Here is a 23,230-nt window from a genome sequence, read left to right on the forward strand (position 1 = left end):
GCTTTGCCGTCGCCCAATTCGACACGCTGCGATTGCGCCTCATCAAAATCGCTGCGCGGGTGGTCGAGATGAAATCGCAAATCCGCCTGCACCTGCCGACATCGTGCCCCGACCAGCGCATCCTGCGCATCGTCCTCGATCGCATCCCCCAACTCGCGACATAACGATGGGGGCAGACGCCCCGAAACGAACCCGTCGACCGCAACCTGCAAACCCCCGCCTGCCATCACGACGGAGCAATCCCGGCGCCTGACGAGGCGCGTGGAAAAGCACCGCAACGGCGACCACAACGTCGCTTCAGGCCTTCAAAAGCTTATCGCCGTGCATCAAGGCGGCTAGAAGCGCGCCGGCAGCCTGGCGGGGGCTTGGGGTTAGACTGCCGGCGCACGCCACTCATGAAGAGCGGCCCCTTTTTGCGGTTCCGACACCCATAGTCAACCCGGCAGCGTCTGGATGCCCGCTGTGCTCTTTTCAGAGCGGCTCGCGATGCCGGCCATGTCGGCCGATCCTGCCTAGGATGGGGGGCCACTCTCGTCGGCCGAGTTGATGCTCCAGCCAGTATCGCCTTGCCGACCAGCATGGGTTCGCCGTTAGCAATCCATCCTCGCGAGCCAATGCTATCGTGCACGTGTCGCAGCACTCCGGGCGGCTATATCGCCTAAGACAGCATGACGAAGCGTTCCAACTTCCTGTTCGGCGAGCCCGCGTGCAGTTCCTGACTCGGACAGTGGACGAGAATTCTCTTGGCGGTACTGCGCCAGAAGGCATTCGCGTCCAACGGAATCAAGCGACGACTATCAGCCGCAAACGTCACATCACAAGAGCGGTCTTCCACCCATTGCAGATTATCCGACTGATCAGGCGGCGTCCGATATGTCCGACTCTGCCTCAAGAATTCCCACAGGTATGGACAGCGATCTCGCTATCCGATTCCGATAGCCCTTATTGTACTTTAGACCCCGCTCGATGTTTTGGATTTCCTGAGCGGCAAGCCCGCACGCGACCGCGAGGTCCTCGATTGAATACCCAAGGTGCTCACGATAAGCGCGGATGATGTGGGTCCCCTGCGACATAGCCGTCAAGACTGGCTCGGGAATGCGCGAATCCTTCATAAACATCTCCAAGAAGATGGGAGCGCCTGACAAAAATCGGGAGATTTCCTCCCCGACCCTGGCGCACACCCAGCAAATCAAAAAAATGGACGTCCATTCGGCCGGACCGGCCTCATCCATGGAATGGGCCACTTGAAATTGGCAGCCGGGTCGGAATATGGCGGCTCACCTGCTTCTGATCAAGTTCTAAGAACCTGCCCGCCATGAGATGGCCTGATCGGCTGTAGCGCATTCGACCTGCGATCCTACACGACTCATTCTCCCCGATGGCTTTCTTGAACAGCAACTCGAACTCTCACTGAGGCCTCCAGTGGCTATTCGCGGCACCGTCCACCCAGCCTCGCGGACGCTGATACCTTCGACCAATTTCCACCGCCGATGCAGCGAAGATGGACAAGCATCGCCACCTATAAAGGTTCACAATCACTCGACCGTGACCGATTTTGCGAGATTGCGCGGCTGGTCTACGTCTGTGCCCATGAAGAGCGCCGTGTGGTAGGCAAGAAGCTGTATCGGCAGCGAGAAGATCATCGGCGCGATAATCTCGTCGACAGCCGGCAACACGAGCGTGTGCATGGTGTTGAGTTTCGATGCGGCTGCCCCTTTTTCATCGGTGATGAGGATAATCCGCCCTCCACGGGCAGCCACTTCCTGCATGTTGGAGACGGTCTTGTCGAAAAAGCGATCATGGGGCGCGATGACGATCACTGGCATGTTGTCGTCGATCAATGCGATCGGACCGTGCTTCAATTCACCCGCCGCATAGCCCTCGGCATGGATGTAGGAAATCTCCTTGAGCTTCAGCGCACCTTCCATCGCTAGCGGGAAACTGGTGCCACGGCCGAGATACAGGACGTCACGACACTTTGACAGTTCGCGCGACAGGAACTCGATCTCCGGCTGGATGCTGTTGAGTACCTGGCCCATGACGCGCGGCACTTCGGCGAGGCTCCTGACGAGCGCCTGCAGCTCGTCTTCGGTTACGGTCCCGCGGGCTCTGGCGGCGCCGATGGCGAGTGCGGCTAGAACCGCAAGCTGGCAGGTAAACGCCTTGGTGGAGGCGACGCCAATCTCCGGTCCGGCAAGGATCGGGAAGACCGCATCGGCCTCCCGAGCGATGGTCGATTCGCAGGCATTGACGATAGCGCCAATTTTCAGCCCACGCTCCTTGCAGTACCTCAACGATGCGAGCGTATCGGCGGTTTCGCCGGACTGCGAAATGAAAAGAGCCGCCGACTGCGGCGACAACGGGATCTCGCGGTAACGGAATTCGGACGCAACGTCGATTTCAACCGTCAGGCGCGCATAGCGCTCGAACCAGTATTTTCCGATCAGTCCGGCGAGATAGGCGGTCCCGCAGGCCGAGATCGCCAAGCTCGGGATCCTGGCGAAATCGATGCCAGAAACCATGTCGGCGCGATTCTCTATGATGTTGCTATAGTGACGGAGAGCATGGGCGATGACTTCGGGCTGCTCGTAGATTTCCTTCTCCATGAAGTGGCGATGGTTGCCCTTGTTGGCCAGATCAGCCGCGGCCGTGGAGGTATGGCGCGGACGCTCGACGGGATGGCCGTCGAAATCGAAGATATGGGCGCCCGAATTGCCGACAATGGCCCAGTCGCCCTCGATGAGATAGGTAATTTCATTGGTGAAGGGAGCGAGCGCGATCGCGTCGGAGCCCAGGAACATCTCGCCGTCGCCGTGACCGATCGCCAGCGGTGGTCCGTTGCGTGCCGCCATGATGGTCGACGGATCATCTTCGAAGAGGACGGCAAGCGCATAGGCGCCCCTGACGCGTTTCAGCATGGCACGCATCGCCTCTTGCCGCCTCATGCCCTCCCGGCGGTGTCTTGCCAAGAGATGCGCGACGACCTCGGTGTCGGTATCGGTCTGGAACTCGGCGCCAGCCGCCGCCAATTCGTCCTTCAGCTCGGTGAAATTCTCGATGATCCCGTTATGGACGACGGCGACACCGTCGGTAAAGTGCGGGTGCGCATTGCGTTCCGTCGAGGCCCCATGAGTTGCCCAACGCGTGTGGCCGATGCCGATGTTGCCGCTCAGCGGCTCTTCCTTCAGTCTCCTCTCGAGATTGACGAGCTTGCCCTCGGCGCGCCGGCGGTGCAAGGCACCTTCGGTGATCGTCGCAACGCCGGCGGAATCATAGCCGCGATATTCCAAACGCTTCAATGCGTCGACCAACCGATCCGACACCGGCTGTTGCCCAACGATGCCAACAATCCCGCACATGTTCGTCTTCCCATTCTTGCCGGCAGCTTCAGCCCACGCGAGACGGGTACCCATCCGGCCGCTTTCATTGGGGATCTTGTAGTAGTATTCGGTAATATTGGTATAATTGATTGTAGGGATAGCTATCATCCACCCCATGGATAAGCCGCGTTTGGGGCCCTGATCTAACTTCCTCGTTGCGCCTGACGTCCTCATGACCGAACGCAAGCCCACACCCCGCGGCACGAAGGAACAATCGGCCATGCGCGATCATCCCGGCCACGCACCTGACCACGAACCGCCGCCGCTCGTGGTCACGCGGTGATCGGCATGATCACACAGCACTGTAGTTAGGCAGCATCAGCGACGCATGGTCGGCATCATCATCATCGGCAACGTCGGCGTCGGCATGATTCACGTGTTCGTCACGTTGATCATAATCATCGTCGCCGCCGATCTAGTTTCTGATTGCCTGCCGCTTTGACGCGGCTTTCGCCGGTAGAGCTTAGCCCGCGATGGCCTATCAATACGCTGTTAGTCGGCATAGCCGAAACCGAGAGTCAGGCGGCGCAGGCCACAGAGCACGTTCAGCGACCGTTTCAGTCAGCGCCGGCTTTGTCGGGGTTCGTAACGGTCATCAGGATTCTCGGGGCATGAATGCACTATCACGAAAACGTTGGTTCTCAGTGCTTCGTCCGTATTACTCAAACCCGATTCCCGCAGCGGAAGAACTAGGCGCGTGTCACGTCTTGTACAAGGCACAATAGCAGTGAGAAATGGAGATTGATGATTGATGCCTGCGCGTTTTCGAATAAGACAATCACCAAGCTGTCACCCGAATTACATCAGGAACTGTGTATAGCCGCCGCCCATCAGGTAGCGGCCACGTTGGATGGCGCGACGCACCTGATCGCGAAGATGGCTACCTGGATGAGACCAATCTTCTTCGACACGGCGTCTCCCGAACAGGGCAATGGCGATCTCCTGATGAGATGCTCCCGCAAGCGAGCCATCCAAAGCCTGGAGCACGATACGCAGACGCGCTCCGCGGGGTTCCGGCGGAAAGCAAGCAGCTGCCAGGCGGCCGCAACCATTGATGTCGTTCAGGAACTGAAGGGCAGCGACATGGAACTTCAGGTGCTGCGGCTGCACGATCGCGTCGACATATAGCCGCAACGGGCGGAGAACGGATGCACCGGAAAGGGCGATCTGCAGACTCCGGCAGTCCTCCCTCAGCAGCACGTGCTGCACGCCGGCAGGTGTCAGCAGGATGTCCTTGCAGCATGAGAGCGAAGGGAGATCAAGCGGTTCAAAATCGTGGTCGAGCCCAACCGGCTCCGCGGCCGCTCGTAGAATACGGGCGCAGTCGCGCGGATCCCAAAAGACCCTTGCCGACGTAGCGTCCGACTGTGGCGCGTCCGCGAAAAAGGAGGCTCCATTGTCTTAGGAAAGATGATCCTGTCGTCAACTCGATTATCTTCATGTCGGCCTGGGCTCCGACAATGCAGGCGGACGGTGCCATTTTGGCGTGGTCGCGCTGAAATTGTGGATTGCGCCGAAGAAACTCCCAGGCCCAGGCAGTGCGTGGCAATCGTCTGGCGTAGTGGTAAGCTTCGTGACGACGCCAGTCCGGCCAGCATACAAGACCGACCGTCGCTTCCTTGGGCAGACCAGCATCCTTCACGGCTCAGGTATCCACAATGTCGCTATGCCGACGGGCCTAGAACCGGTTGCCACAGTACCGGTCCGCTCAGCCGTCCCCTGCTGCGGATGCGCAAAAGGCTCGCGCGGGAAATCTCGAGAAACCCGGCCACCGCCTCCGTTTTGCCGACGGACTTGGGTTGTCCGATGCGCGACAATGGCCACGTCGCGAGGCGAAGGATCCGTTCCATGCGCGTGTCCGTCACCGTTACTATCCGGGTCAGATCCTTGGCCAAGCCGAACTCGATCATGCCCGCGAAGAGCTCGTAGGTTGCCTGGGCCAGTCCGCCCGCTGACTTGGGCGCCGACGGAGGGAGATCGAGCGCGAAACGACTGCTCTCCCATATGTCGGAGGTCGAGGGCACGACGTCAGCACCCAGCAGCACCGGGAACGTGTCGCGCAACATTGTGGGTCCGGTGCTGGGCAAAAGACGCACGCAACCGCGAATTCGCCAGTCGGATCCCTTGAGGAGCAGATAGACAGGCTTCAGACCATCAAACGGGTCTGTTTCCATCTGGTCTTCGGTATCAACTTCCCAATCGAGCCTTTCCTTGAACACCCGAAACCTGAGCCCGTGCATCTCTTTGAGCTCGCTTGCGAACTCGTCGTAAAGGTCTGGTGTTATCAGCTGCATCATGGTCGCCTCCGTGCGGGATGTGTTCCCGCCATCGAAGGGCAAAGCCGGCAGCGATGCAGCCTGTAGAGGTTTACAGCTATCGTGGCCGACGAATCAGGATCTCGCCTGGCCGGAGGCAGCCAGTCGTGCAACGGCCTGGTTGATCGTTCGAACGCCAAGCTTTGCCTTGGCGTTTTCCAGATGAAAGGTCACGGTGCGCTTTGAGACGCCGAGAAGCTGGCTGATAACCCAAGCCGACTTGCCGCGCGCCGCCCATTTCAGGCACTCGAACTCCCGCGGGGTGAGCGTTACACCATCCACCACGCGATCGTCGGCGAGCCTGCGCCGGACATGGATATGAAAGTTGATGGCCACCAGCTGCAATGCTTTTTCGTAACGTGTCAGTGACCGCAACAGAGGCGGGCGGGACTCGTCGGAAGCAAAGGTCAGGGCAGCAAACCGGCCGCGATGATCATGCATGGATATCGTCAGGCCGCCGCGGATGCCAAACTCAGCCGCACTCTCCAGAATTTGTTGCTGCGAATTCGGCAGACAGTGCCGAGCGCGATCCACACCCCAATCGAAGGTATCCCAGCCTTGCAGCCCGCGCAGGATGACCGGATCAAGACTGTGGTACCGCTGTTGCAGATAACGTGATGTCCAGGATGAAGGATAGTTTGAGATCAATTGCGGGGCGTCGCCGGGGGCCGACGGGTAAGTGAAATAGGCGAATAGCGGAAAATCGAAGCCGGCTGCAGCGGATGCCATTGCCTCACGGAGATCGGCAGCATCAACACTTGCAGACAGTTGCTCGACGAAGTTCTCAAACACGCGATGCATTTGCGCTTTGCGTAACCTCCGTGATCGCTCGATGCCAGGCAGAGACCTTGTTTTAAATGATCCCGGACGGATACAGCGCGTGCCGAGAACCCCGTTAATCTGTTGAAACCCGTGATATTCTGACGTTGTCTATGAGCCGTGTGCCGCCGAGCCAGGCCGCGACAAGCAAGCGTGCAGGTCGGTCAAGGCTTGTCATGGGTCGCAGATCTGCCTCGTCGCGAAGTTCCAGGTATTCGACCTCGCGATAGCCCGCAGCCAGAATTGCTGCGCGCGCTTCGGCAAGCGTTGGCAGGACGGGCGAGCCGCGGGCAAGCCGCTCAGCCGTCTCGAGCAAGACCGATGGTAGCTCGGGGGCAACAGCACGCTCTGCTGGCGAGAGCCGGACATTGCGCGATGATAGTGCAAGACCGTCGGCTTCGCGGACTGTCGGACAAGGAACAATGGTGATTGGAATATCCAGGTCCCGGGCCATACGCCTGACTAGCTGAAGCTGCTGAAAGTCCTTTTCGCCAAAGAAGCCGAAGTCAGCGCTGGTCTGCAGGAAGAGCTTGGCGACGACGGTCGCCACGCCATCGAAATGTCCCGGCCGGAAGGCACCGCACAGGCCCTCGCTGACACCGGACACCGAAACGGTCGTGGCGAAGGCCGCCGGATACATCTCCTCTGCATCCGGCGCATAAAGCAGGTGCGCGCCAAGCGGTGCCAGCTTGGCGGCATCCTCGTCCTCGGTGCTCGGATACGCGGCGAGATCGGCCTGGCTATCGAATTGCTTCGGGTTGACGAAGAGCGTCACGATCACCCGGTCGGCCTTCTCGAGTGCCGCGCGCACCAGGCTGAGATGGCCCTCATGCAGGACGCCCATCGTTGGCACCACGGCAATCCTCACGCCCTCGCGGCGCCATGCGGCGATGATTTGGCGAAGCTGGGGAACGCTCCTGACAATCGGCACGCTCACGCTGCTTCTCCGCTCTTGGTGGCGTCCGCGTCGGCGGGCTTGGGCGCATCGGCAAACACGTGCTCGGCGGCCGGAAACTGGCGCTCCTTCACTTCCCGCGCATAGGCCGCGATCGCAGCCGCAGCGGCCTCCCCCAGTTCAGCATAGCGCTTGACGAATTTGGGCCGGAAGTCGCCGAAGAGGCCCAGCATGTCGTCGACGACGAGAATCTGGCCGTCACAGGCTGCCGAGGCACCGATGCCAATGGTCGGGGTCGCCACCTCCCCGGTGATCCGGCGGGCGAGCGCCTCGGGAACCTTCTCCAGCACGACCGCAAAGGCGCCCGCTTCGCTCACCGCAAGCGCGTCGCGCCTGATGCGCTCGGCATCCCCGCCTCTGCCCTGCACGCGGTAGCCACCGATGGTGTTGATCGCCTGCGGCGTCAAGCCGACATGGGCCATGACCGGCACGCCGCGCGCGGCGAGGAAGCCGATCGTCTCTGCCATCGTTTCGCCGCCTTCGAGCTTGACGGCCGCGCAGCCGGTCTCGGTCATGACGCGCGCGGCATTGCGGAAAGCCTGCTCGGGGCTTTCCTCGAAGGAACCGAACGGTAGGTCGACGACCATCAGCGCCTGCTCGAGGCCACGGCGCACGGCCTGGCCGTGCGTGATCATCATCTCCAGCGTCACGCCGAGCGTCGAGGGCAGGCCGTGGAGAACCATGCCGACGCTGTCGCCGACCAGCACCACATCGCAATGGGGATCGACAAGCCGGGCGACTGGCGTCGTGTAGGCGGTAAGGCAGACGAGCGGCGTCCCACCTTTGCGCGAACGAATATCCGGCGGTGTGATCGCCTTGGTGTCACCAAACGCACTCAATGGACCCTCCTTCCCCAACGTTACCAACCGCGGGTGTCGCGTTTGCCACATTTTTGTGCAAGTGCGAAGAGCTAAAAATGGCCGTGCAGCTGTGCGGTGTTGACGTGCGGACAGGCGCGCTTACACTTAAATCGATTCAGGCGCCCCCGAGCTGGCCAACCACTTTCGCGAACATGGACGATCAGGCAAAAGGACCCAGGAAAGACAGAGCCGCCGTCAAGGCCGACGAAGTCAAAGTGGACCTGATCGCCTTTGTCGTCGCCGTAAACGACAGTGAACCCTGTGTCCTCACCATCGGCCAGGCGGACACCCTGCCCTCCGGACCATTTGCGCTTGAGCACCGATCGCTGCAATCCGGTTTGAGGGGGTGGGTCGAGCAGCAGACCGGCCATCCGCTGGGGTATATTGAGCAACTCTACACCTTCGCGGATCGGGATCGCATCGGCGCCGAGCGCCAGCAGCGCGTCATCTCCATCAGCTATCTCGCATTGACCCGCAAGGAACAGGCAGCTGGCTCGCCCAAGTGCGGTTGGCAGAGCTGGTATGAATATTTTCCATGGGAGGACCACCGCTCCGGCACGCCTCCGGTCGTGCTGGACGTTCTGCGACCGCGCCTGATTGAATGGGCAGACGGCGTCAGCGACGCGGCCACGCGACGTGAACGCTGGCAGCGGGCGACGATAGCCTTCGGCTTCGACGACCGCCTTTGGAACGAGGAACTCACGCTTCAACGCTATGAGTTGGTCTACGAAGCAGGCCTGGTCCAAGAGGCCGGAAGCGGACGGGACGCGACGCTGCCTCCGCTGGTGCCCAGCAAGTCTATGGTCGCCGATCATCGCCGCATCGTGGCGACCGGCATTGCGCGGCTGCGCTCCAAGATCAAATACCGGCCGGTCGTCTTTGAGCTGATGCCGCCGGTCTTCACGCTTTTGCAGCTGCAGCGAACCGTGGAGGCGCTTGCCGGCAGGCTCGTGCGTAAGCCGAACTTTCGCCGGCTGATCGAGCAGCAGGAGCTGGTCGAAGAGACCGGAGAGGCAACCGCGGAGACCGGCGGCCGGCCAGCGAAGCTTTACCGGTTCCGCCACGCCGTTCTCGACGAGAGGGTCATCGCCGGGACAAAATTGCCGCTGGCGCGGGGTTGACATCGCTTATACTCACAGCAAGTATATGCTGGTTATTTTCAACTAGAGTATAAGCTGGAGGGGTCGATGAGCGCCATGCTGCCTGCGACCGCGTTTCTCTACGAGCGCGTCCGACGAGTGATCCCGCCGATCGAATGGCCGGCTTTCGTCGAGGATATCGAGGCGATCCTTGCACTGAAGCGCGAGCGCAACGCCATCATCCTGGCGCACAACTATCAGACCCCCGAGATCTTCCATTGCGTGGCCGACATCGTCGGCGACAGCTTGGCACTGGCCCGCACGGCTGCGACGATCGAGGCGCAAGTCATCGTACTGGCCGGCGTACATTTCATGGCCGAAACGGCCAAGCTGCTCAATCCGCAAAAGACGGTGCTCATTCCCGACCTGCGGGCAGGCTGTTCGTTGGCGGAATCTATCACGGCAGAAGACGTGCGCTTGATGCGCCAGCGTTATCCCGGCGTGCCGATCATCACTTATGTCAACACGTCGGCCGAAGTGAAAGCCGAGTCGGATATCTGCTGTACATCCGGCAACGCCAAGGCGGTCGTCCAATCCCTTGGCGTTCCTCGGGTGATCATGTTGCCGGACGAATATCTGGCCCAGAATATCGCCGCCCAGACCGATGTCCAGATCATCGCCTGGAAAGGCCATTGCGAGGTGCATGAGCGCTTTACACCGGCCGACATCCGCGAGTTGCGCGAAAGCCATCCCGGCGTGATCGTGCTCGCGCATCCCGAATGCCCGCCCGACGTCGTGGCTGAAGCAGATTTTTCCGGCTCGACCGCTGCCATGTCCGACTATGTCGAAAGGCAAAGGCCGGCACGTGTCGTGCTGATGACGGAATGTTCGATGAGCGACAACGTCGCGTTAGCGCACCCAGAGGTCGAGTTCATCCGGCCCTGCAATTTGTGCCCGCACATGAAGCGGATCACGCTTGCCAACATCCGCATGGCGCTCGAGCAGAACCACCATGTCATAACCATCGAACCCGGGATCGCCGGGCGGGCGCGGCTTGCGGTGGAACGGATGCTGGCAATTTGAGCGCCGATATCCGCAGCTTCTTCGGGCGGCCCATCATCGTCGGCGGCGGCATCGCCGGACTGATGACCGCGCTTCAACTGGCGCCGGAGCCGGTGCTTCTTCTGTCCAGGACGCTGCTGGGAGCTGACAATTCGAGCACCTGGGCACAGGGTGGTCTGGCTGCAAGTTTCGGCGAAGACGACGATCCAGCACTGCACCTGGCCGATACACTTGCCGCCGGGGATGGTCTCTGCGACACAGACGTGGCGAGCCGCATCCTCCAAGCCGCGCCCAAGGCGATAGAGGGGCTTGCGGGCTTTGGGGTTCCTTTCGACCGTACGCCGAAAGGTTCACTGTGCCTCGGATTGGAGGCCGCACACAGCCGACGTCGCATCGTTCATGCGCGTGGTGACGGCACCGGGCGTGAGATCATGCGTGCCCTGATCGCGGCTGTGCGTTCCACTCCGTCGATTGTTGTCGTGGAGGGCGTGGAAGCGCGCCGGCTGGCGGTGCGAGAGAATGCGATCCGAGGCGTCTGGGCGAGCGGCTCGACAGGACCTGTCTTCTTCGGCTCACGGCGGGTCGTCCTCGCCACCGGTGGGATCGGGGGACTGTTTCTCGACACCACCAATCCTTGGGGCAGTTGCGGACAGGGCCTGGCGCTTGCGGCCCGCGCTGGAGCTGTCCTTGCCGACCTCGAGTTCATCCAGTTCCACCCGACCGCGCTTGACGGCCCGGAACGCCCTATGGTGCTGATCAGCGAGGCCGTCCGCGGCGAAGGTGCTGCCCTGATCGACGAAACCGGCCAGGCTTTTCTCCAGAGCGTGCCAGGGGCGGAACTTGCGCCTCGTGATGTCTTGGCGCGCGCCGTCTGGAACCATCTTGCCAACGGCCACCGTGTTTTTCTCGACGCGCGGCAACGGCCTGGCCCGGAATTTGCTCGACACTTCCCGACAATCGCATCAGCCTGTCGTGGAGCCGGCATCAATCCCGCGCGCGATCTCATCCCCATTCGTCCGGCCCAACACTACCACATGGGTGGCGTTGCCGTGGACTGCTCCGGTAGGACGTCCGTCAAGGGGCTGTGGGCCTGCGGCGAAGTCGCTTCGACAGGACTGCATGGCGCCAACAGGCTCGCCAGCAATTCCTTGACCGAGGCAATCGTGTGCGCCCGCTGGGTCGCTGAAAGCGTCGCCGGAACGCCTGCGCGCAGAACAAGGCCTGCGTTTGCGAACGTTTACCCACCGCCCGCTCCGATAGCCGTGCGCGTTTTTCTGTCGCGCGCACTCGGCATCGTCCGGGATGGTCAAGCGTTGAAAGCAGCCGCGCGTGCCTTATTGCCGCTCGCCCAAAGCAAGGATGCGGTCTCGGATCCGGCGGCTGTCGGGCTAATGATCGCGGTTGCCGCCCTGTTGCGCGAAGAAAGCCGCGGCGCTCATTACCGGACAGACTTTCCTCATCATGCGACTGTCGCCCGACGGTCCGAAATCACCCTCGAAGCCGCCTTGGCCGCTGCGCGGGAACTCGGACACTCGCCAAGCCTCGAAGGGGCAAAGTGATGACGCTCTCACCGCTTCCCACGGTCATGCTTGAGCCGCTTGTAAGGGCATCTCTTCTTGAAGACCTTGGCAGAGCCGGCGACTTGACCACGGACGCCATCGTCCCGAAGGAATACCGAGCGGGAACCGTGTTGGTGGCGCGACAGTCCGGAGTTGTCGCCGGCATCGATCTGGCGATGCTCGCTTTCGGCTTGATTGATCCTGGTGTCGAAATCTCCGTGGAGCGGGCAGACGGCTGCAATGTCGTGGATGGAGAGGTCATTGCATCAGTGGTTGGCCCGGCCCGGGCCATTCTCACAGCCGAAAGGACGGCACTCAATTTTTTGTGCCATCTGAGCGGCATCGCCACAGCAACGGCATCGATCGTCGCTGCGGTTCGTGGATATGGCGCGAAGATCGTCTGCACCCGCAAGACGACGCCCGGATTGCGGGCAGTCGAAAAGTATGCCGTGCGCGCAGGTGGCGGGTCCAATCACCGCTTCGGCCTGGACGATGCAATTTTGATCAAGGACAACCACATCGCCATCGCAGGCGGCGTCCGGCCAGCGCTCGAGCGAGCACGAAGAGCGGCCGGTCATCTCGTCAAGATCGAAGTCGAGGTCGATACTCTGGCGCAGTTGGAGGAGGTACTTGGCTTCGCTCCCGATGCGGTTCTGCTCGACAACATGTCCCTCCCCGATCTTCGCCGCGCCGTCGCAATGGTCGGTGGCCGCGCTATCACCGAGGCTTCTGGCGGGATCACGTCGCATACAGCGCGAGCGGTTGCCGCGACCGGCGTTGATCTGATTTCGGTCGGCCGACTCATCCACAGCGCGCCGATCCTGGATATCGGCCTCGACCATCGGGGCTCATGATTGTCTGAGTAACGAACAGGATTGGGTCAACTGTCCTTTCCGATCATCATAGTCAGATAGCAAAGACCCGCAAGTCATACCGGAGGAACAGCATGGAGATGCAAACGGCAAGTTCAACGCAGACATCGCCACAGGCTCAATCCCCTGACCCCCCTGACCCTGGAGCGTGGACCTTGGAGAAGGCTCAGGCACTTTACCATGCCCCCTTCAACAATCTCCTCTTCCTGGCGCAAACGGTGCACCGCCAGAATTTCGATCCAAACAAGGTCCAGCTCAGCCGGCTGCTCAGCATCAAGACCGGAGGATGCCCGGAGGATTGTGGCTATTGCAGCCAGTCGGCGCGTCACGAAACCGGGTTGGAGGCGTCCAAGCTGATGGATGTCAGGCGCGTCATCGCCGAAGCGACCAAGGCGCGTGATGCCGGCGCCACCCGTTATTGCATGGGCGCGGCCTGGCGAAACCCCAAGGCGCGCGACATGGATGCGGTGGTGGCGATGGTCGAAGGCGTCAAGGCGCTGGGCCTGGAGACCTGCATGACACTCGGCATGCTCGATCTTGAGCAAGCCGCTCGACTGAAGCAGGCGGGTCTCGACTACTACAACCACAACATCGATACGTCAAAACGCTACTATAGCGAGATCATCGGTACGCGGAGCTTTGCCGAGCGGCTCGAGACGCTCGAGCACGTTCGCAAATCCGGCATCAAGGTCTGCTGTGGAGGCATTGTCGGCATGGGCGAGGAGCCGGTGGACCGGATCGGCATGCTGGTGACGCTGGCCAACCTGCCGGAACATCCGCAAAGCGTTCCGATCAACATGCTGATCCCGATCCCCGGCACCCCGCTTGCCGATGCCAAGCCGATCGAACCGATCGAATTCGTGCGCGTGATCGCGCTGGCGCGCATCATGATGCCGAAATCGCATATCCGTCTTTCCGCCGGCCGTACGGCCATGACCGACGAGATGCAGGCGCTGTGCTTTTTTGCCGGCGCCAACTCGATCTTCGTCGGCGACACGCTGCTGACGGCGGACAATCCCGGTGAGGACAAGGATACCCTGCTGTTCCGGCGCCTTGGCATCGAGCCGATGGAACTCGAGGCGCAATGAACGGGGCACCGCTTGCCCGCTATGAGGCGACCTTGCAGGGACTGGCGCGCAAGGACCGGCTGCGGACGCTGAAGCCGCGCGCCGGGCGCGACTTCTCGTCGAACGACTATCTCGGGCTTGCCGCCTCCAAAAGACTTGGCGAAGCGGTTGCGGCGGCGATTGCGCGGGGCACGTCGGTTGGCGCCACCGGGTCGCGGCTGTTGCGCGGCAATGCACCGGAACACGAGCAGCTCGAGGCAGACGCGGCGGCATTCTTTGGAGCCGACCGCGCGCTGTTCTTCGGCAGCGGCTACATCGCCAACTTCGCTCTGCTGACGGCGCTGCCGCAGAAGGGCGACCTTTTGGTCCTCGATGAGCTCGCCCATGCCAGCATGCATGAGGGGGCACAGGCCGGACGTGCCGAGTTCAAGCTGGCCGCGCACAACGACGTCGATGCTGTCGAGGACGCGATCAAGCGTTGGCGCGCCGAAGGCGGCATGGGATGCGTCTGGATTGCGGTGGAAAGCCTATACAGCATGGATGGCGACTGCGCGCCTTTGGAGAGCCTGGCCGCGCTTGCCGATCGGCACAACGCATTCATCGTCATTGACGAGGCGCACGCGACCGGCGTCTGGGGACCGGACGGCCGGGGGCTGGCCGCCGCTTTCGAGGGCCGCGACAACATCGTCGCGCTCCACACCTGCGGCAAGGCGCTCGGCGCATGTGGTGGGCTCGTGACCGGGCCGAGGACACTGTGCGAGTATCTGATCAACCGTTGCCGGCCATTCATCTACGCCACCGCGCCATCGCCGCTGATGGCGGTCGCGGCCCGCGAAGCGCTCGCAATGCTCGCCGACGAGCCTATGCGCCGTGTTCAGCTGCATGAACGCGTTGCCCTCGCAGGCCGCCAACTGGCCGATCGCTGCGGCGTGATACCAAGCGGCTCGCAGATCCAGCCAGTTGTCATCGGCGACGTCAGCCGCACCATGGCAGTGGCGGCGCGCCTGCAGGGCCGCGGCTTCGACATACGCGGCATTCGTCCGCCGACCGTACCCGAGGGCACGTCGCGGCTGCGCATCTCACTGACGCTCAATATCGGCGAAGCCGACATTTCCGCCATGCTCGAGGCGCTCGTCGAGGTGTTGGCCCAGACATGACCGGAGGCGACATGACCAAGCGCATCGTCATCACCGGAACAGACACCGGAATTGGCAAGACGGTGTTTTCGGCCGGGCTTGCCGGCCTGCTTGACGGTTTCTACTGGAAGCCGGTGCAATCGGGCCTCGACGGCGAGACCGACAGCGAGGCGGTTGCGCGACTTGCCGGGCTGCCGTCGGGGCGCGTGCTGCCGGAAGCCTACCGCTTGAAGAGCCCGCTTTCGCCGCATCGTTCGGCCGAAATCGACGACGTTTCGATCGAGGCTGCCGATCTTTCGTTTCCGGTCCTGCCGACACCGCTCGTCATCGAAGGCGCCGGCGGGCTGATGGTGCCGCTGAACCGCCGGACAAGGTTCATCGACATATTCGAGCAATGGCAGTTGCCGGTCATTCTGTGCGCCCGCACCGCGCTCGGAACAATCAATCACACCCTGCTGTCGATCGAGGCCCTGCGGGCGCGCGCTATCCCGCTGGCTGGCATCGCCTTCATCGGCGATGAGATGACCGATACGCAACGGACGATCGTGGAATTCGGCGACGTGCCGCAACTCGGCAGGCTGCCGCACCTCGATCCGCTGACGGACAAAACGCTGAGACAAGCGATGATTGCCGGCTTCGACCTCGCTTTGATTGCCGGAGGCGAATGATGACGCAATCCCGTGTGTGGCATCCCTTCACCCAGCACGCGCTCGAGCCGGCGATCCCTGAAATCGTCCTGACTGAAGGCGCCTATCTCCACAAAGCCAATGGCGCGCGCATCCTGGACGCCATTTCCTCCTGGTGGGTCGTCACGCATGGCCACCGCCATCCGCGCATCATAAAGGCTATCGAGACGACCGCGTCGAGCCTCGACCAGATTATCTTCGCTGGCTTCACGCACGAACCGGCCGAACGCCTGGCCAAGGCGCTTGTCGGTCTCGCTCCCTCCGGACTCGACTGGGTGTTCTATTCGGACAGCGGCTCGACCTCCGTCGAAGTCGCGCTGAAGATGGCGCTCGGCTATTTCCGCAACATCGGCGCGCCGCGCTCGCGCATCGTCGTCATGGAGCACAGCTATCACGGCGACACGATCGGCACGATGAGCGTCGGTGCCCGTGGCGTGTTCAACGCCGCCTACGAACCCTTGCTGTTCGAGGTCGACACCATTCCCTTCCCGGCCGCCGGGCGCGAGCAGGCAACGCTGGACAGATTCGAGGCAGTCAGCCGCGACCGGCGCGCCGCCGCGCTGATCGTCGAACCGCTCGTGCTTGGCGCCGGCGGCATGCTGATGTATCCGGCCTCGGTTCTGACCGGATTGAAGAAGATTGCCGAAGCCTCCGGCACGCTGCTGATCGCCGACGAGGTGATGACCGGCTGGGGCCGCACCGGGAGCATGTTCGCCTGCGAGCAGGCGAACATCTCTCCGGACATGCTGTGCACCTCGAAGGGCCTGACCGGTGGCGCAATCCCGCTGGCCGCTACGCTTGCCACCGATGCCATCTTCCATGCTCATTGTTCGGCGGATCGCAAGAAGACGTTTTTCCACTCGAGTTCCTACACGGCCAATCCGATTGCCTGCGCGGCAGCACTCGCCAATGTCGAGATCTGGCGTGACGAGCCGGTGGCCGAGCGGATCGCCACCCTGAGCGCGAGGCAGGCCGCCGGGTTTCGACGCTTTCGCGACAATGCCAACTTCACCGACAGCCGCGCGATCGGCACGATCCTGGCTCTCGACCTGCGCGCCGGCTCTGCCGGCTATCTGGCCGAGATCGGACCTAAGCTGCGGGCATTTTTCCTCGAGCTCGGCCTGCTTGTGCGCCCGCTCGGCAATGTCCTTTATCTCCTGCCGCCCTATTGCATCACCGGCGACGAGCTCGATCGGCTCCATGACGCCATCGAGGAGGCCGGCGAACGTTTCGGTTCGAGGCCATGAGCAGGTCGTCGCGCATTCTCGGGTTTGGCCATCATGCGCCTGGCCGAAAGGTGGCGAATGCCGAGATCGAGAGCGATCTCGGGCTCGAACCCGGCTGGATCGAGCGGCGCACCGGAATTCGTTCGCGCTTCTGGGCAACGGACGAAGACACGCTGTCTGGCTTGGCCACGCAAGCCGGCGACATCGCTTTGGCGAACGCCGGCATTGCGCGCCACGACATCGGTCTGCTGCTGCTTGCCACCTCGACGCCCGATCACCTCCTGCCGCCCAGCGCGCCTCTGGTCGCACATCGGCTGGGGCTCGGCCGCGCCGGCGCTGTCGATCTGACCGGCGCCTGCGCCGGTTTCATCTATGCGCTGATGTTTGCGGACGGATTTACCCGCCTGCACGGCAAATCGAGCCTTGTTATCGCCGCCAATATCCTCAGCCGCCGCATCAATCCCTCTGAGCGCGCCAGCGCCGTGCTGTTTGCCGATGCCGCCGGCGCCCTCGTGATCGGTCCGTGCGAGGATACTGGTCGGGGAATTCTCGGTGCCTCCGTGGATTCGGACGGCTCGCGATACGGCCTGATCCAGATTCCCGCAGGAGGAAGCAACATCCCGTTCCACGGTGACCTCGACCTCGCGCAAACCCGAATGACGATGACCGACGGCCGCGAAGTGTTCGCAAAGGCCGTCGAGATGATGACCGATTGCTCGATAAGCGCGCTAGCCGCTGCCGGAGTGCGACCACAGGATGTCGACCGGTTCGTGCCGCATCAGGCCAATGCTCGCATTTTCGATGCTGTCGGGAGTAACCTCGGCATAGCGGATCAAGCAATTGTCAAGACGATTGCCGAATACGGCAACTCTTCGGCCGCGACGATCCCGCTCTCACTGTCGCTCGCCAATCAAGCGGAGCCGTTTCGGCCGGGCAAGAAAATACTCCTGGCGGCGGCAGGTGCGGGACTCAGCGGCGGGGCGCTCGTCGTCGGGATTTAGCCCAGCGAAGCTGCTCAACATCAGGACTGACTTTGTGAGATGAATAGGACAACGGGACCAATGCGAAAAATAGCGCCGGCAAGCTGCACGGCATCCACGTCACCGAAGCAAACCTCAACTACCACGGTTCGATAACGCTCGACCCTGACCACTGCGAAGAAGCCGGGATCCTGCCAATGGATTCGTGGAGACATGGAGCAAGACTTCCGGCGCGCGAATCTCGACCTATGTCATCCTCGGCGAGCGCGGCTCTCGATGCTGCATCCTCAACGGCGCGGCCGCCCGGACCTGCCAGCCCACTCCATCCATCTGGACGAAGCGCGCATTCCTCTCTGAAGCCGCGGATCGTTACGTTCGTCATCAACAATGTCGTTGGCTTCTCGCCGATGGCAATGCGCTGACGCGGACGGCGTTGACGACTACATCGGCAGGGGCGCTTCAGCAGAACTTTCGCCGGTTGATGGAGCAGCAGGAACTGGTGGAGGAGACCGGCGAAAGTGCTTTTGACACCGGCGGTCGGCCGGCGAAGCTTTATCGCTTCCGCCACTATGTCCTCGACGAAACGGCGGTCGCCCGGACAAAATTGCCGCTGGCGCGGGGTTGACATCCTTTATACTCAACGTAGAAATATACCCTTATAATCAATTCGATTATAACGAGAAATTCATTCGCACCGTCCGAACCCACGGTCTCGCTCGGGAAGCCCGTATGAGTGGATCGAAGTAATCTTGGAAATGAAACGCCCGAGGACGGGCTTTCAACCTTTGTCGTGAAGGAGGTGCCGCGCGAGTGGGCCAATGCCTTGCGGCAACGGTGAAGGATGTATACCGCCAGTAAACGCATGCGTCAAAGTCGCTATCGAATGTACAGTTCGTCTAAATGTGCGATACGTTCGATTTGTTCAAGTAACACTTGGAGAAGTGTCGCATAAAAGAAATGTTAATTACATAAAGCAGGCAAGCTAAACTTTAAACTTGCACAAATGAGCGTGGGGCGCCCTGTTCCAGGGCGCCTTTTTTAAGGATTATCATTAGACTCTCTCCCGGGGGAACTTTGGGTGAAGAAACAACGCATCGTCCTGCTGGCAGCTGTTTTGGCGTCTGCCTTTGGCTTTTTTTGCTGATCCTGATCCTGCAGATGGTCAGTTTTTTGGTTGACTAGGCACGCGCAAGCGGGATGGATCGCGCAGAGACACGCGGAAGTTTTTTTCGCCAGCGAAACCCCGACGACCTGATGGGGAGTCGCGCCAGCAGGGTGGGAGCCACGTCCAGTGCCACCGACCATGCGAGATGCCGATTGTTGGCGCGTCTGTCAGTTCGCGCGGCCATATTCATTCTGGTGCCGATCTGTTGCCTTTTCTGCTTTTCCCATGCGTTTTAGGCCGAGCCAATTTGTGAAGCGGGCGGTCAATGGATCTGCGCCTCGCGATTGCCTGCCGTTGCCTTTTGATCTGGGCGACATAATCCGAGAGCGAACGCTGCAACCGCGGTTCGAATTGCGCGAAGTTGAACCGGACTTCATCCGCCGTCAGGAACTGGTGGGTTGCGCCGGGAAAGCCGGCGACCATCACAAGGTCGCCTTCCTTGACGCCTGCACAGGCTATGGGTAGCCAACTCTTCGGCCGGTAAGGCACATTGTCGCGCGCATATGGCCGGGAGGAACCATCAGGAGCGACATAGGCGCGATAAAAGCCGAAGTCGCCTGTGTGGCGCGGCCACATCCAATTGTCCGTTTCGCCGCCGAAGTTACCGATGCCGAGCGCGGGCGCATAGACAAGGCGCACGTCCTCGATTTCGAGCTTCTGCTGGAGATAGTAGGAGGCGCCGCCATAATAGGCCCCTACGTCGCAGCGGCGATTGGGCTGTCCTTCACATGCGGCGATCAGGGCCTTGCGGTTCGTGGCGAGCCGCTCATAGCGGGCAAACCCATTCAGCTTGTCCGAGACGCCCTTGAGTATTTCGGCGGTCACATCCCGCATGTCCTCGATCACATGGATTCGGCTGCCTGGCGCCGCGGGCAATTCTTCACCCAGGGCTCTTCGCCAGAAAGCCGTCTGTGAGATAGTCCTGGCCCTCTTTGCTGTGGTATTGGATGGATTCGAACACCCAGTGATGATTGGTTGCGACCAGCCCTTGTGGACTGACGAACGAGGCGGAGCATCCGCCCAGTGATACGATCGCGTTGAGCGGGTCAGCGTCCAGACGGCCGCATGGCCGCGCCCACTTCCGCAGTCTGGCCCGGCATCCACATACCTTCGTCCGCCGACGTAGCCGTGACCGTCCAGAGCAAGGCGATGGCAGTTGCTTTGGCCAAACATTTCAAATTCGAGTTCATGCTGACTGTCGCTCTCATCTTGCCTCCTGTTCTCCGCAGATTGGATTGGTGACTATCGGGATGGCCGGAGTCCTGGCGCCCGCGCGGCGGCCAACACCGTAAACACCGAGTGGACCCGTTAACCGCAAGAGTCCTGATGGCGTTCACCTCTCATATTTGTCGCGCGCAACGTTTGCGGATCATCCGCTGCACCAATCGTGCCAAATGAATAAAGCCTTCAGTTACAAATGGTGAGCCGCCCCATCCATGTCCGATCTCCGACGTCTTTCACGTAAAGGGCTCGGTGCTTCCACGCTCGTTTGCTCTTCGCCCGTCCCTCTTCCGTCTTGACTAGCAGGAGCCTACGGCCTATCTCACTGCCGCGTTAGCACTCGCTTCTGGTGAGTGCTAACCACGCTCCGGCAACGGAGAACCGTTCAACATCCGCACCAGGGAAATCCAAAAATGGCAAAGTCGAATTTCCGGCCGCTGCATGACCGCGTGGTCGTTCGCCGCGTCGAGTCCGAAGCGAAGACCGCCGGCGGGATCATCATCCCCGATACGGCTAAGGAAAAGCCGCAGGAAGGCGAGATCATCGCCATCGGTTCCGGCGCCCGTGACGAGGTTGGCAAGCTCGTCCCGCTGGACGTCAAGGCTGGCGACCGCATCCTGTTCGGCAAGTGGTCGGGCACCGAAGTCAAGCTCAACGGCGAAGACCTTCTGATCATGAAGGAAGCGGACATCATGGGCGTCATCGGCTGACACGCCGCCGCCTTTCATCCGCACCATCCAATCTGAATTTCGGGCGAAATGCCCAGGAGTAAAAAATGGCTGCCAAAGACGTAAAATTCTCCCGTGACGCCCGTGAGCGCATGCTGCGCGGCGTCAACATCCTCGCCGACGCGGTGAAGGTCACGCTCGGCCCCAAGGGCCGCAACGTCGTCATCGACAAGTCGTTCGGCGCACCGCGCATCACCAAGGACGGCGTCACCGTCGCCAAGGAAATTGAGCTTGAGGACAAGTTCGAGAACATGGGCGCGCAGATGGTCCGCGAAGTTGCTTCGAAGACCAACGACATCGCCGGCGACGGCACCACGACGGCGACCGTTCTGGCGCAGTCGATCGTCCAGGAAGGCCACAAGGCGGTTGCCGCCGGCATGAACCCGATGGACCTCAAGCGCGGCATCGACCTTGCGGTTAGCGACGTCGTCGCGACGCTGATCAAGAACGCCAAGAAGATCAAGACCTCGGAAGAGGTTGCCCAGGTCGGCACCATCGCCGGCAATGGCGACGTTTCGGTCGGCTCGATGATCGCTGAAGCGATGCAGAAGGTCGGCAATGAGGGCGTCATCACGGTTGAGGAAGCCAAGACCGCCGAGACCGAGCTCGAAGTGGTCGAAGGCATGCAGTTCGACCGCGGCTATCTCTCGCCCTACTTCGTCACCAACGCCGAAAAGATGGTTGCGGATCTGGAAGACGCCTACATTCTTCTCCACGAGAAGAAGCTCTCCAACCTGCAGGCCATGCTGCCGATCCTCGAGGCCGTCGTGCAGACCTCGAAGCCGCTGGTCATCATCTCGGAAGATGTCGAAGGCGAGGCCCTGGCCACGCTGGTCGTCAACAAGCTGCGTGGCGGCCTGAAGATCGCTGCCGTCAAGGCGCCGGGCTTTGGTGATCGCCGCAAGGCCATGCTGGAAGACATCGCCATCCTCACCGGTGGCCAGGTCATTTCCGAAGACCTCGGCATCAAGCTCGAGAATGTCGGCCTCAACATGCTCGGCCGCGCCAAGAAGGTGTCGATCTCCAAGGAGAACACCACCATCGTCGACGGCGCCGGCAAGAAGGAAGAAATCCAGGGCCGCGTTGCCCAGATCAAGCAGCAGATCGAGGAGACCACCTCGGACTACGACAAGGAGAAGCTGCAGGAACGTCTCGCCAAGCTGGCGGGCGGCGTTGCCGTCATCCGCGTCGGCGGTGCGACCGAAGTGGAAGTCAAGGAAAAGAAGGACCGCGTCGATGACGCCCTCAACGCGACCCGTGCGGCCGTCGAAGAAGGCATCGTTCCCGGCGGCGGCGTCGCCCTGCTGCGCGCTTCGCTGGCCATCACCGTCACCGGCGCTAACTCCGACCAGACCGCGGGCATCGCAATCGTGCGTCGCGCGCTGCAGGCTCCGGCCCGTCAGATCGCGGCCAACGCCGGTGCGGAAGCATCGATCGTTGCCGGCAAGATCCTTGAGAACAAGGGCGCGACCTTCGGTTACAACGCCCAGACCGGCGAATATGGCGACATGATCGCCATGGGTATCGTCGATCCGGTCAAGGTTGTGCGCACGGCTCTGCAGGACGCGGCCTCGGTCGCCGGCCTGCTGGTCACCACCGAAGCTATGATCGCCGAGGCTCCGAAGAAGGAGTCGGCTGGCGGCGGCATGCCGGCTGGTATGCCCGGCGGTGGCATGGGCGGCATGGGCGGTATGGATTTCTAATTCAGCCGATCTCGCAAGCTTACGGAAAGGGCGGCAGCGATGCCGCCCTTTTGTGTGTGCCGAGCATGATCGACAGCTTTAGACGTGCAAGTCCTCTACCCAGCCTGATGGCGGCGAAGCGCAATGGCGTCGTCGTGAGACGGGTCTGGCCGTGTCCTTTCGTTCAGCCGCTGGTCGAAACTCACGATGATCGTGCTGCCTTCCGCCGTGCCGTCGATCTTTACAGGGCTGCGAGAAGGCCTTGCCAACGGCTGGCAGACCCTGGTTGCGGTAGAACTCATCGCATCGTTCGAAGGGCTCCGATTACCTGATCGCCTATGGTCGTCAGCTCTTTCAATTGGAACTCGTTCTTTCGGCCATGATCGTGGTCGGCCTGACCGGATTGGGACCCACGGCCTGCTCACGCTTGCCTAAAAC

Annotated in this window: 23 protein-coding genes and 2 pseudogenes; 15 read left to right on the forward strand and 10 right to left on the reverse strand. The window is 61.5% G+C overall.

What is annotated here, in order from left to right; translation table 11 throughout:
- Positions 1 to 164, forward strand: a 164-nt coding sequence (locus NKH29_RS28305) for a transposase (protein ID WP_353001133.1), incomplete at its 5' end; no start/stop codon positions are given.
- Positions 165 to 857: 693 nt separating this feature from the next.
- On the opposite strand, the gene NKH29_RS28310 is transcribed toward NKH29_RS28305, so the two are convergent.
- The 8 genes from NKH29_RS28310 to panB form a co-directional block, all read right to left on the reverse strand.
- A complete protein-coding gene (locus tag NKH29_RS28310; protein WP_353001099.1) occupies positions 858 to 1,232 on the reverse strand; it encodes a helix-turn-helix domain-containing protein in 375 nt (124 codons plus the stop codon).
- A 303-nt stretch (positions 1,233 to 1,535) separates the two neighbouring features.
- Entirely contained in the window at positions 1,536 to 3,359 is a 1,824-nt protein-coding gene (gene glmS / locus NKH29_RS28315) for a glutamine--fructose-6-phosphate transaminase (isomerizing) (protein ID WP_353001100.1), read from the reverse strand.
- Between the two features lie 819 nt (positions 3,360 to 4,178).
- On the reverse strand, positions 4,179 to 4,589 hold the full coding sequence (locus tag NKH29_RS28320) for a DUF2285 domain-containing protein (protein WP_353001101.1): 411 nt from the start codon (positions 4,587 to 4,589) through the stop codon (positions 4,179 to 4,181).
- Positions 4,590 to 4,647: 58 nt separating this feature from the next.
- Entirely contained in the window at positions 4,648 to 5,022 is a 375-nt protein-coding gene (locus NKH29_RS28325; protein WP_352484151.1) for a transcriptional regulator domain-containing protein, read from the reverse strand.
- A 22-nt stretch (positions 5,023 to 5,044) separates the two neighbouring features.
- The gene (locus tag NKH29_RS28330) at positions 5,045 to 5,677 is read right to left on the reverse strand and encodes an acyl-homoserine-lactone synthase (RefSeq protein WP_352843685.1); all 633 of its coding nucleotides are present in this window, start codon (positions 5,675 to 5,677) and stop codon (positions 5,045 to 5,047) included.
- A 93-nt stretch (positions 5,678 to 5,770) separates the two neighbouring features.
- Positions 5,771 to 6,496 carry a LuxR family transcriptional regulator gene (locus NKH29_RS28335; protein ID WP_352474702.1) on the reverse strand — a complete coding sequence of 242 codons (726 nt, stop codon included), beginning with the start codon at positions 6,494 to 6,496 and terminating at the stop codon, positions 5,771 to 5,773.
- Positions 6,497 to 6,590: 94 nt separating this feature from the next.
- Positions 6,591 to 7,451, reverse strand: a complete 861-nt coding sequence (panC, locus tag NKH29_RS28340; protein WP_353001102.1) for a pantoate--beta-alanine ligase — start codon at positions 7,449 to 7,451, stop codon at positions 6,591 to 6,593.
- Positions 7,448 to 8,308, reverse strand: coding sequence for a 3-methyl-2-oxobutanoate hydroxymethyltransferase (panB, locus tag NKH29_RS28345; protein ID WP_353001103.1), 861 nt, complete (start codon positions 8,306 to 8,308; stop codon positions 7,448 to 7,450). Before panB ends, panC begins: the two co-directional genes overlap by 4 nt.
- A 173-nt stretch (positions 8,309 to 8,481) precedes the next feature.
- Here panB and NKH29_RS28350 point away from each other — a divergent pair, with 173 nt between their 5' ends.
- The 11 genes and pseudogenes from NKH29_RS28350 to NKH29_RS28400 form a co-directional block, all read left to right on the forward strand.
- Positions 8,482 to 9,450, forward strand: coding sequence for an NUDIX hydrolase (locus NKH29_RS28350; RefSeq protein ID WP_023722073.1), 969 nt, complete (start codon positions 8,482 to 8,484; stop codon positions 9,448 to 9,450).
- A gap of 66 nt (positions 9,451 to 9,516) precedes the next feature.
- A complete protein-coding gene (gene nadA, locus NKH29_RS28355; RefSeq protein WP_353001104.1) occupies positions 9,517 to 10,491 on the forward strand; it encodes a quinolinate synthase NadA in 975 nt (324 codons plus the stop codon).
- Positions 10,488 to 12,029, forward strand: a complete 1,542-nt coding sequence (locus NKH29_RS28360) for an L-aspartate oxidase (protein ID WP_353001105.1) — start codon at positions 10,488 to 10,490, stop codon at positions 12,027 to 12,029. The genes nadA and NKH29_RS28360 overlap by 4 nt, the downstream gene beginning before the upstream one ends.
- The gene (nadC, locus tag NKH29_RS28365; RefSeq protein ID WP_353001106.1) at positions 12,029 to 12,883 is read left to right on the forward strand and encodes a carboxylating nicotinate-nucleotide diphosphorylase; all 855 of its coding nucleotides are present in this window, start codon (positions 12,029 to 12,031) and stop codon (positions 12,881 to 12,883) included. The genes NKH29_RS28360 and nadC overlap by 1 nt, the downstream gene beginning before the upstream one ends.
- Before the next feature lie 92 nt (positions 12,884 to 12,975).
- Complete coding sequence (gene bioB, locus NKH29_RS28370) at positions 12,976 to 13,989, forward strand: biotin synthase BioB (RefSeq protein ID WP_353001107.1); 1,014 nt, start codon at positions 12,976 to 12,978, stop codon at positions 13,987 to 13,989.
- Positions 13,986 to 15,125, forward strand: a complete 1,140-nt coding sequence (locus tag NKH29_RS28375; RefSeq protein ID WP_353001108.1) for an 8-amino-7-oxononanoate synthase — start codon at positions 13,986 to 13,988, stop codon at positions 15,123 to 15,125. The genes bioB and NKH29_RS28375 overlap by 4 nt, the downstream gene beginning before the upstream one ends.
- Positions 15,126 to 15,136: 11 nt before the next feature.
- The gene (bioD, locus tag NKH29_RS28380; protein WP_023679599.1) at positions 15,137 to 15,772 is read left to right on the forward strand and encodes a dethiobiotin synthase; all 636 of its coding nucleotides are present in this window, start codon (positions 15,137 to 15,139) and stop codon (positions 15,770 to 15,772) included.
- On the forward strand, positions 15,772 to 17,037 hold the full coding sequence (locus NKH29_RS28385; RefSeq protein ID WP_353001109.1) for an adenosylmethionine--8-amino-7-oxononanoate transaminase: 1,266 nt from the start codon (positions 15,772 to 15,774) through the stop codon (positions 17,035 to 17,037). The genes bioD and NKH29_RS28385 overlap by 1 nt, the downstream gene beginning before the upstream one ends.
- Positions 17,034 to 18,017, forward strand: coding sequence for a 3-oxopimeloyl-[acyl-carrier-protein] synthase BioZ (bioZ, locus tag NKH29_RS28390; protein ID WP_353001110.1), 984 nt, complete (start codon positions 17,034 to 17,036; stop codon positions 18,015 to 18,017). The genes NKH29_RS28385 and bioZ overlap by 4 nt, the downstream gene beginning before the upstream one ends.
- A gap of 83 nt (positions 18,018 to 18,100) precedes the next feature.
- A pseudogene (locus NKH29_RS28395) lies at positions 18,101 to 18,385 on the forward strand (aspartate 1-decarboxylase); the annotation flags it as partial.
- A gap of 29 nt (positions 18,386 to 18,414) precedes the next feature.
- A pseudogene (locus NKH29_RS28400) lies at positions 18,415 to 18,621 on the forward strand (NrtR DNA-binding winged helix domain-containing protein); the annotation flags it as partial.
- 726 nt (positions 18,622 to 19,347) lie between these two features.
- Here the strand turns inward: NKH29_RS28400 and NKH29_RS28405 are convergent.
- Both NKH29_RS28405 and NKH29_RS28410 read right to left on the reverse strand, forming a co-directional pair.
- Positions 19,348 to 19,995, reverse strand: a complete 648-nt coding sequence (locus NKH29_RS28405) for a S46 family peptidase (RefSeq protein WP_353001134.1) — start codon at positions 19,993 to 19,995, stop codon at positions 19,348 to 19,350.
- A gap of 46 nt (positions 19,996 to 20,041) precedes the next feature.
- Entirely contained in the window at positions 20,042 to 20,317 is a 276-nt protein-coding gene (locus NKH29_RS28410) for a S46 family peptidase (RefSeq protein ID WP_353001135.1), read from the reverse strand.
- 478 nt (positions 20,318 to 20,795) lie between these two features.
- On the opposite strand from NKH29_RS28410, the gene groES reads away from it, so the two are divergent.
- The 3 genes from groES to NKH29_RS28425 all read left to right on the forward strand — a co-directional run bounded on the left by groES (position 20,796) and on the right by NKH29_RS28425 (position 23,227).
- The gene (groES, locus tag NKH29_RS28415) at positions 20,796 to 21,092 is read left to right on the forward strand and encodes a co-chaperone GroES (protein WP_352453535.1); all 297 of its coding nucleotides are present in this window, start codon (positions 20,796 to 20,798) and stop codon (positions 21,090 to 21,092) included.
- A gap of 65 nt (positions 21,093 to 21,157) precedes the next feature.
- A complete protein-coding gene (groL, locus tag NKH29_RS28420) occupies positions 21,158 to 22,813 on the forward strand; it encodes a chaperonin GroEL (RefSeq protein WP_353001111.1) in 1,656 nt (551 codons plus the stop codon).
- A 186-nt stretch (positions 22,814 to 22,999) separates the two neighbouring features.
- Positions 23,000 to 23,227 (forward strand): hypothetical protein, encoded by a 228-nt coding sequence (locus NKH29_RS28425; protein WP_353001112.1) that lies wholly within the window; start codon positions 23,000 to 23,002, stop codon positions 23,225 to 23,227.
- Positions 23,228 to 23,230 lie beyond the last annotated feature (3 nt).

The organism is Mesorhizobium sp. M1295 (assembly GCF_040318135.1).
In the GTDB taxonomy this organism is placed as follows: Bacteria; Pseudomonadota; Alphaproteobacteria; order Rhizobiales; family Rhizobiaceae; genus Mesorhizobium.

Bases quoted from the DNA above. Each gene is read 5' to 3' on its own strand.
- groES (WP_352453535.1), top strand. From the start codon at position 20,796: ATGGCAAAGTCGAATTTCCGGCCGCTGCATGACCGCGTGGTCGTTCGC.
- NKH29_RS28425 (WP_353001112.1), top strand. From the start codon at position 23,000: ATGATCGTGCTGCCTTCCGCCGTGCCGTCGATCTTTACAGGGCTGCGA.
- NKH29_RS28385 (WP_353001109.1), top strand. From the start codon at position 15,772: ATGACGCAATCCCGTGTGTGGCATCCCTTCACCCAGCACGCGCTCGAG.
- bioB (WP_353001107.1), top strand. From the start codon at position 12,976: ATGGAGATGCAAACGGCAAGTTCAACGCAGACATCGCCACAGGCTCAA.
- nadA (WP_353001104.1), top strand. From the start codon at position 9,517: ATGAGCGCCATGCTGCCTGCGACCGCGTTTCTCTACGAGCGCGTCCGA.
- bioZ (WP_353001110.1), top strand. From the start codon at position 17,034: ATGAGCAGGTCGTCGCGCATTCTCGGGTTTGGCCATCATGCGCCTGGC.
- NKH29_RS28405 (WP_353001134.1), bottom strand. From the start codon at position 19,995: ATGCGGGATGTGACCGCCGAAATACTCAAGGGCGTCTCGGACAAGCTG.
- groL (WP_353001111.1), top strand. From the start codon at position 21,158: ATGGCTGCCAAAGACGTAAAATTCTCCCGTGACGCCCGTGAGCGCATG.
- bioD (WP_023679599.1), top strand. From the start codon at position 15,137: ATGACCAAGCGCATCGTCATCACCGGAACAGACACCGGAATTGGCAAG.
- NKH29_RS28335 (WP_352474702.1), bottom strand. From the start codon at position 6,496: ATGCATCGCGTGTTTGAGAACTTCGTCGAGCAACTGTCTGCAAGTGTT.
- NKH29_RS28330 (WP_352843685.1), bottom strand. From the start codon at position 5,677: ATGATGCAGCTGATAACACCAGACCTTTACGACGAGTTCGCAAGCGAG.
- NKH29_RS28310 (WP_353001099.1), bottom strand. From the start codon at position 1,232: ATGGATGAGGCCGGTCCGGCCGAATGGACGTCCATTTTTTTGATTTGC.
- NKH29_RS28350 (WP_023722073.1), top strand. From the start codon at position 8,482: ATGGACGATCAGGCAAAAGGACCCAGGAAAGACAGAGCCGCCGTCAAG.
- nadC (WP_353001106.1), top strand. From the start codon at position 12,029: ATGACGCTCTCACCGCTTCCCACGGTCATGCTTGAGCCGCTTGTAAGG.
- NKH29_RS28375 (WP_353001108.1), top strand. From the start codon at position 13,986: ATGAACGGGGCACCGCTTGCCCGCTATGAGGCGACCTTGCAGGGACTG.
- glmS (WP_353001100.1), bottom strand. From the start codon at position 3,359: ATGTGCGGGATTGTTGGCATCGTTGGGCAACAGCCGGTGTCGGATCGG.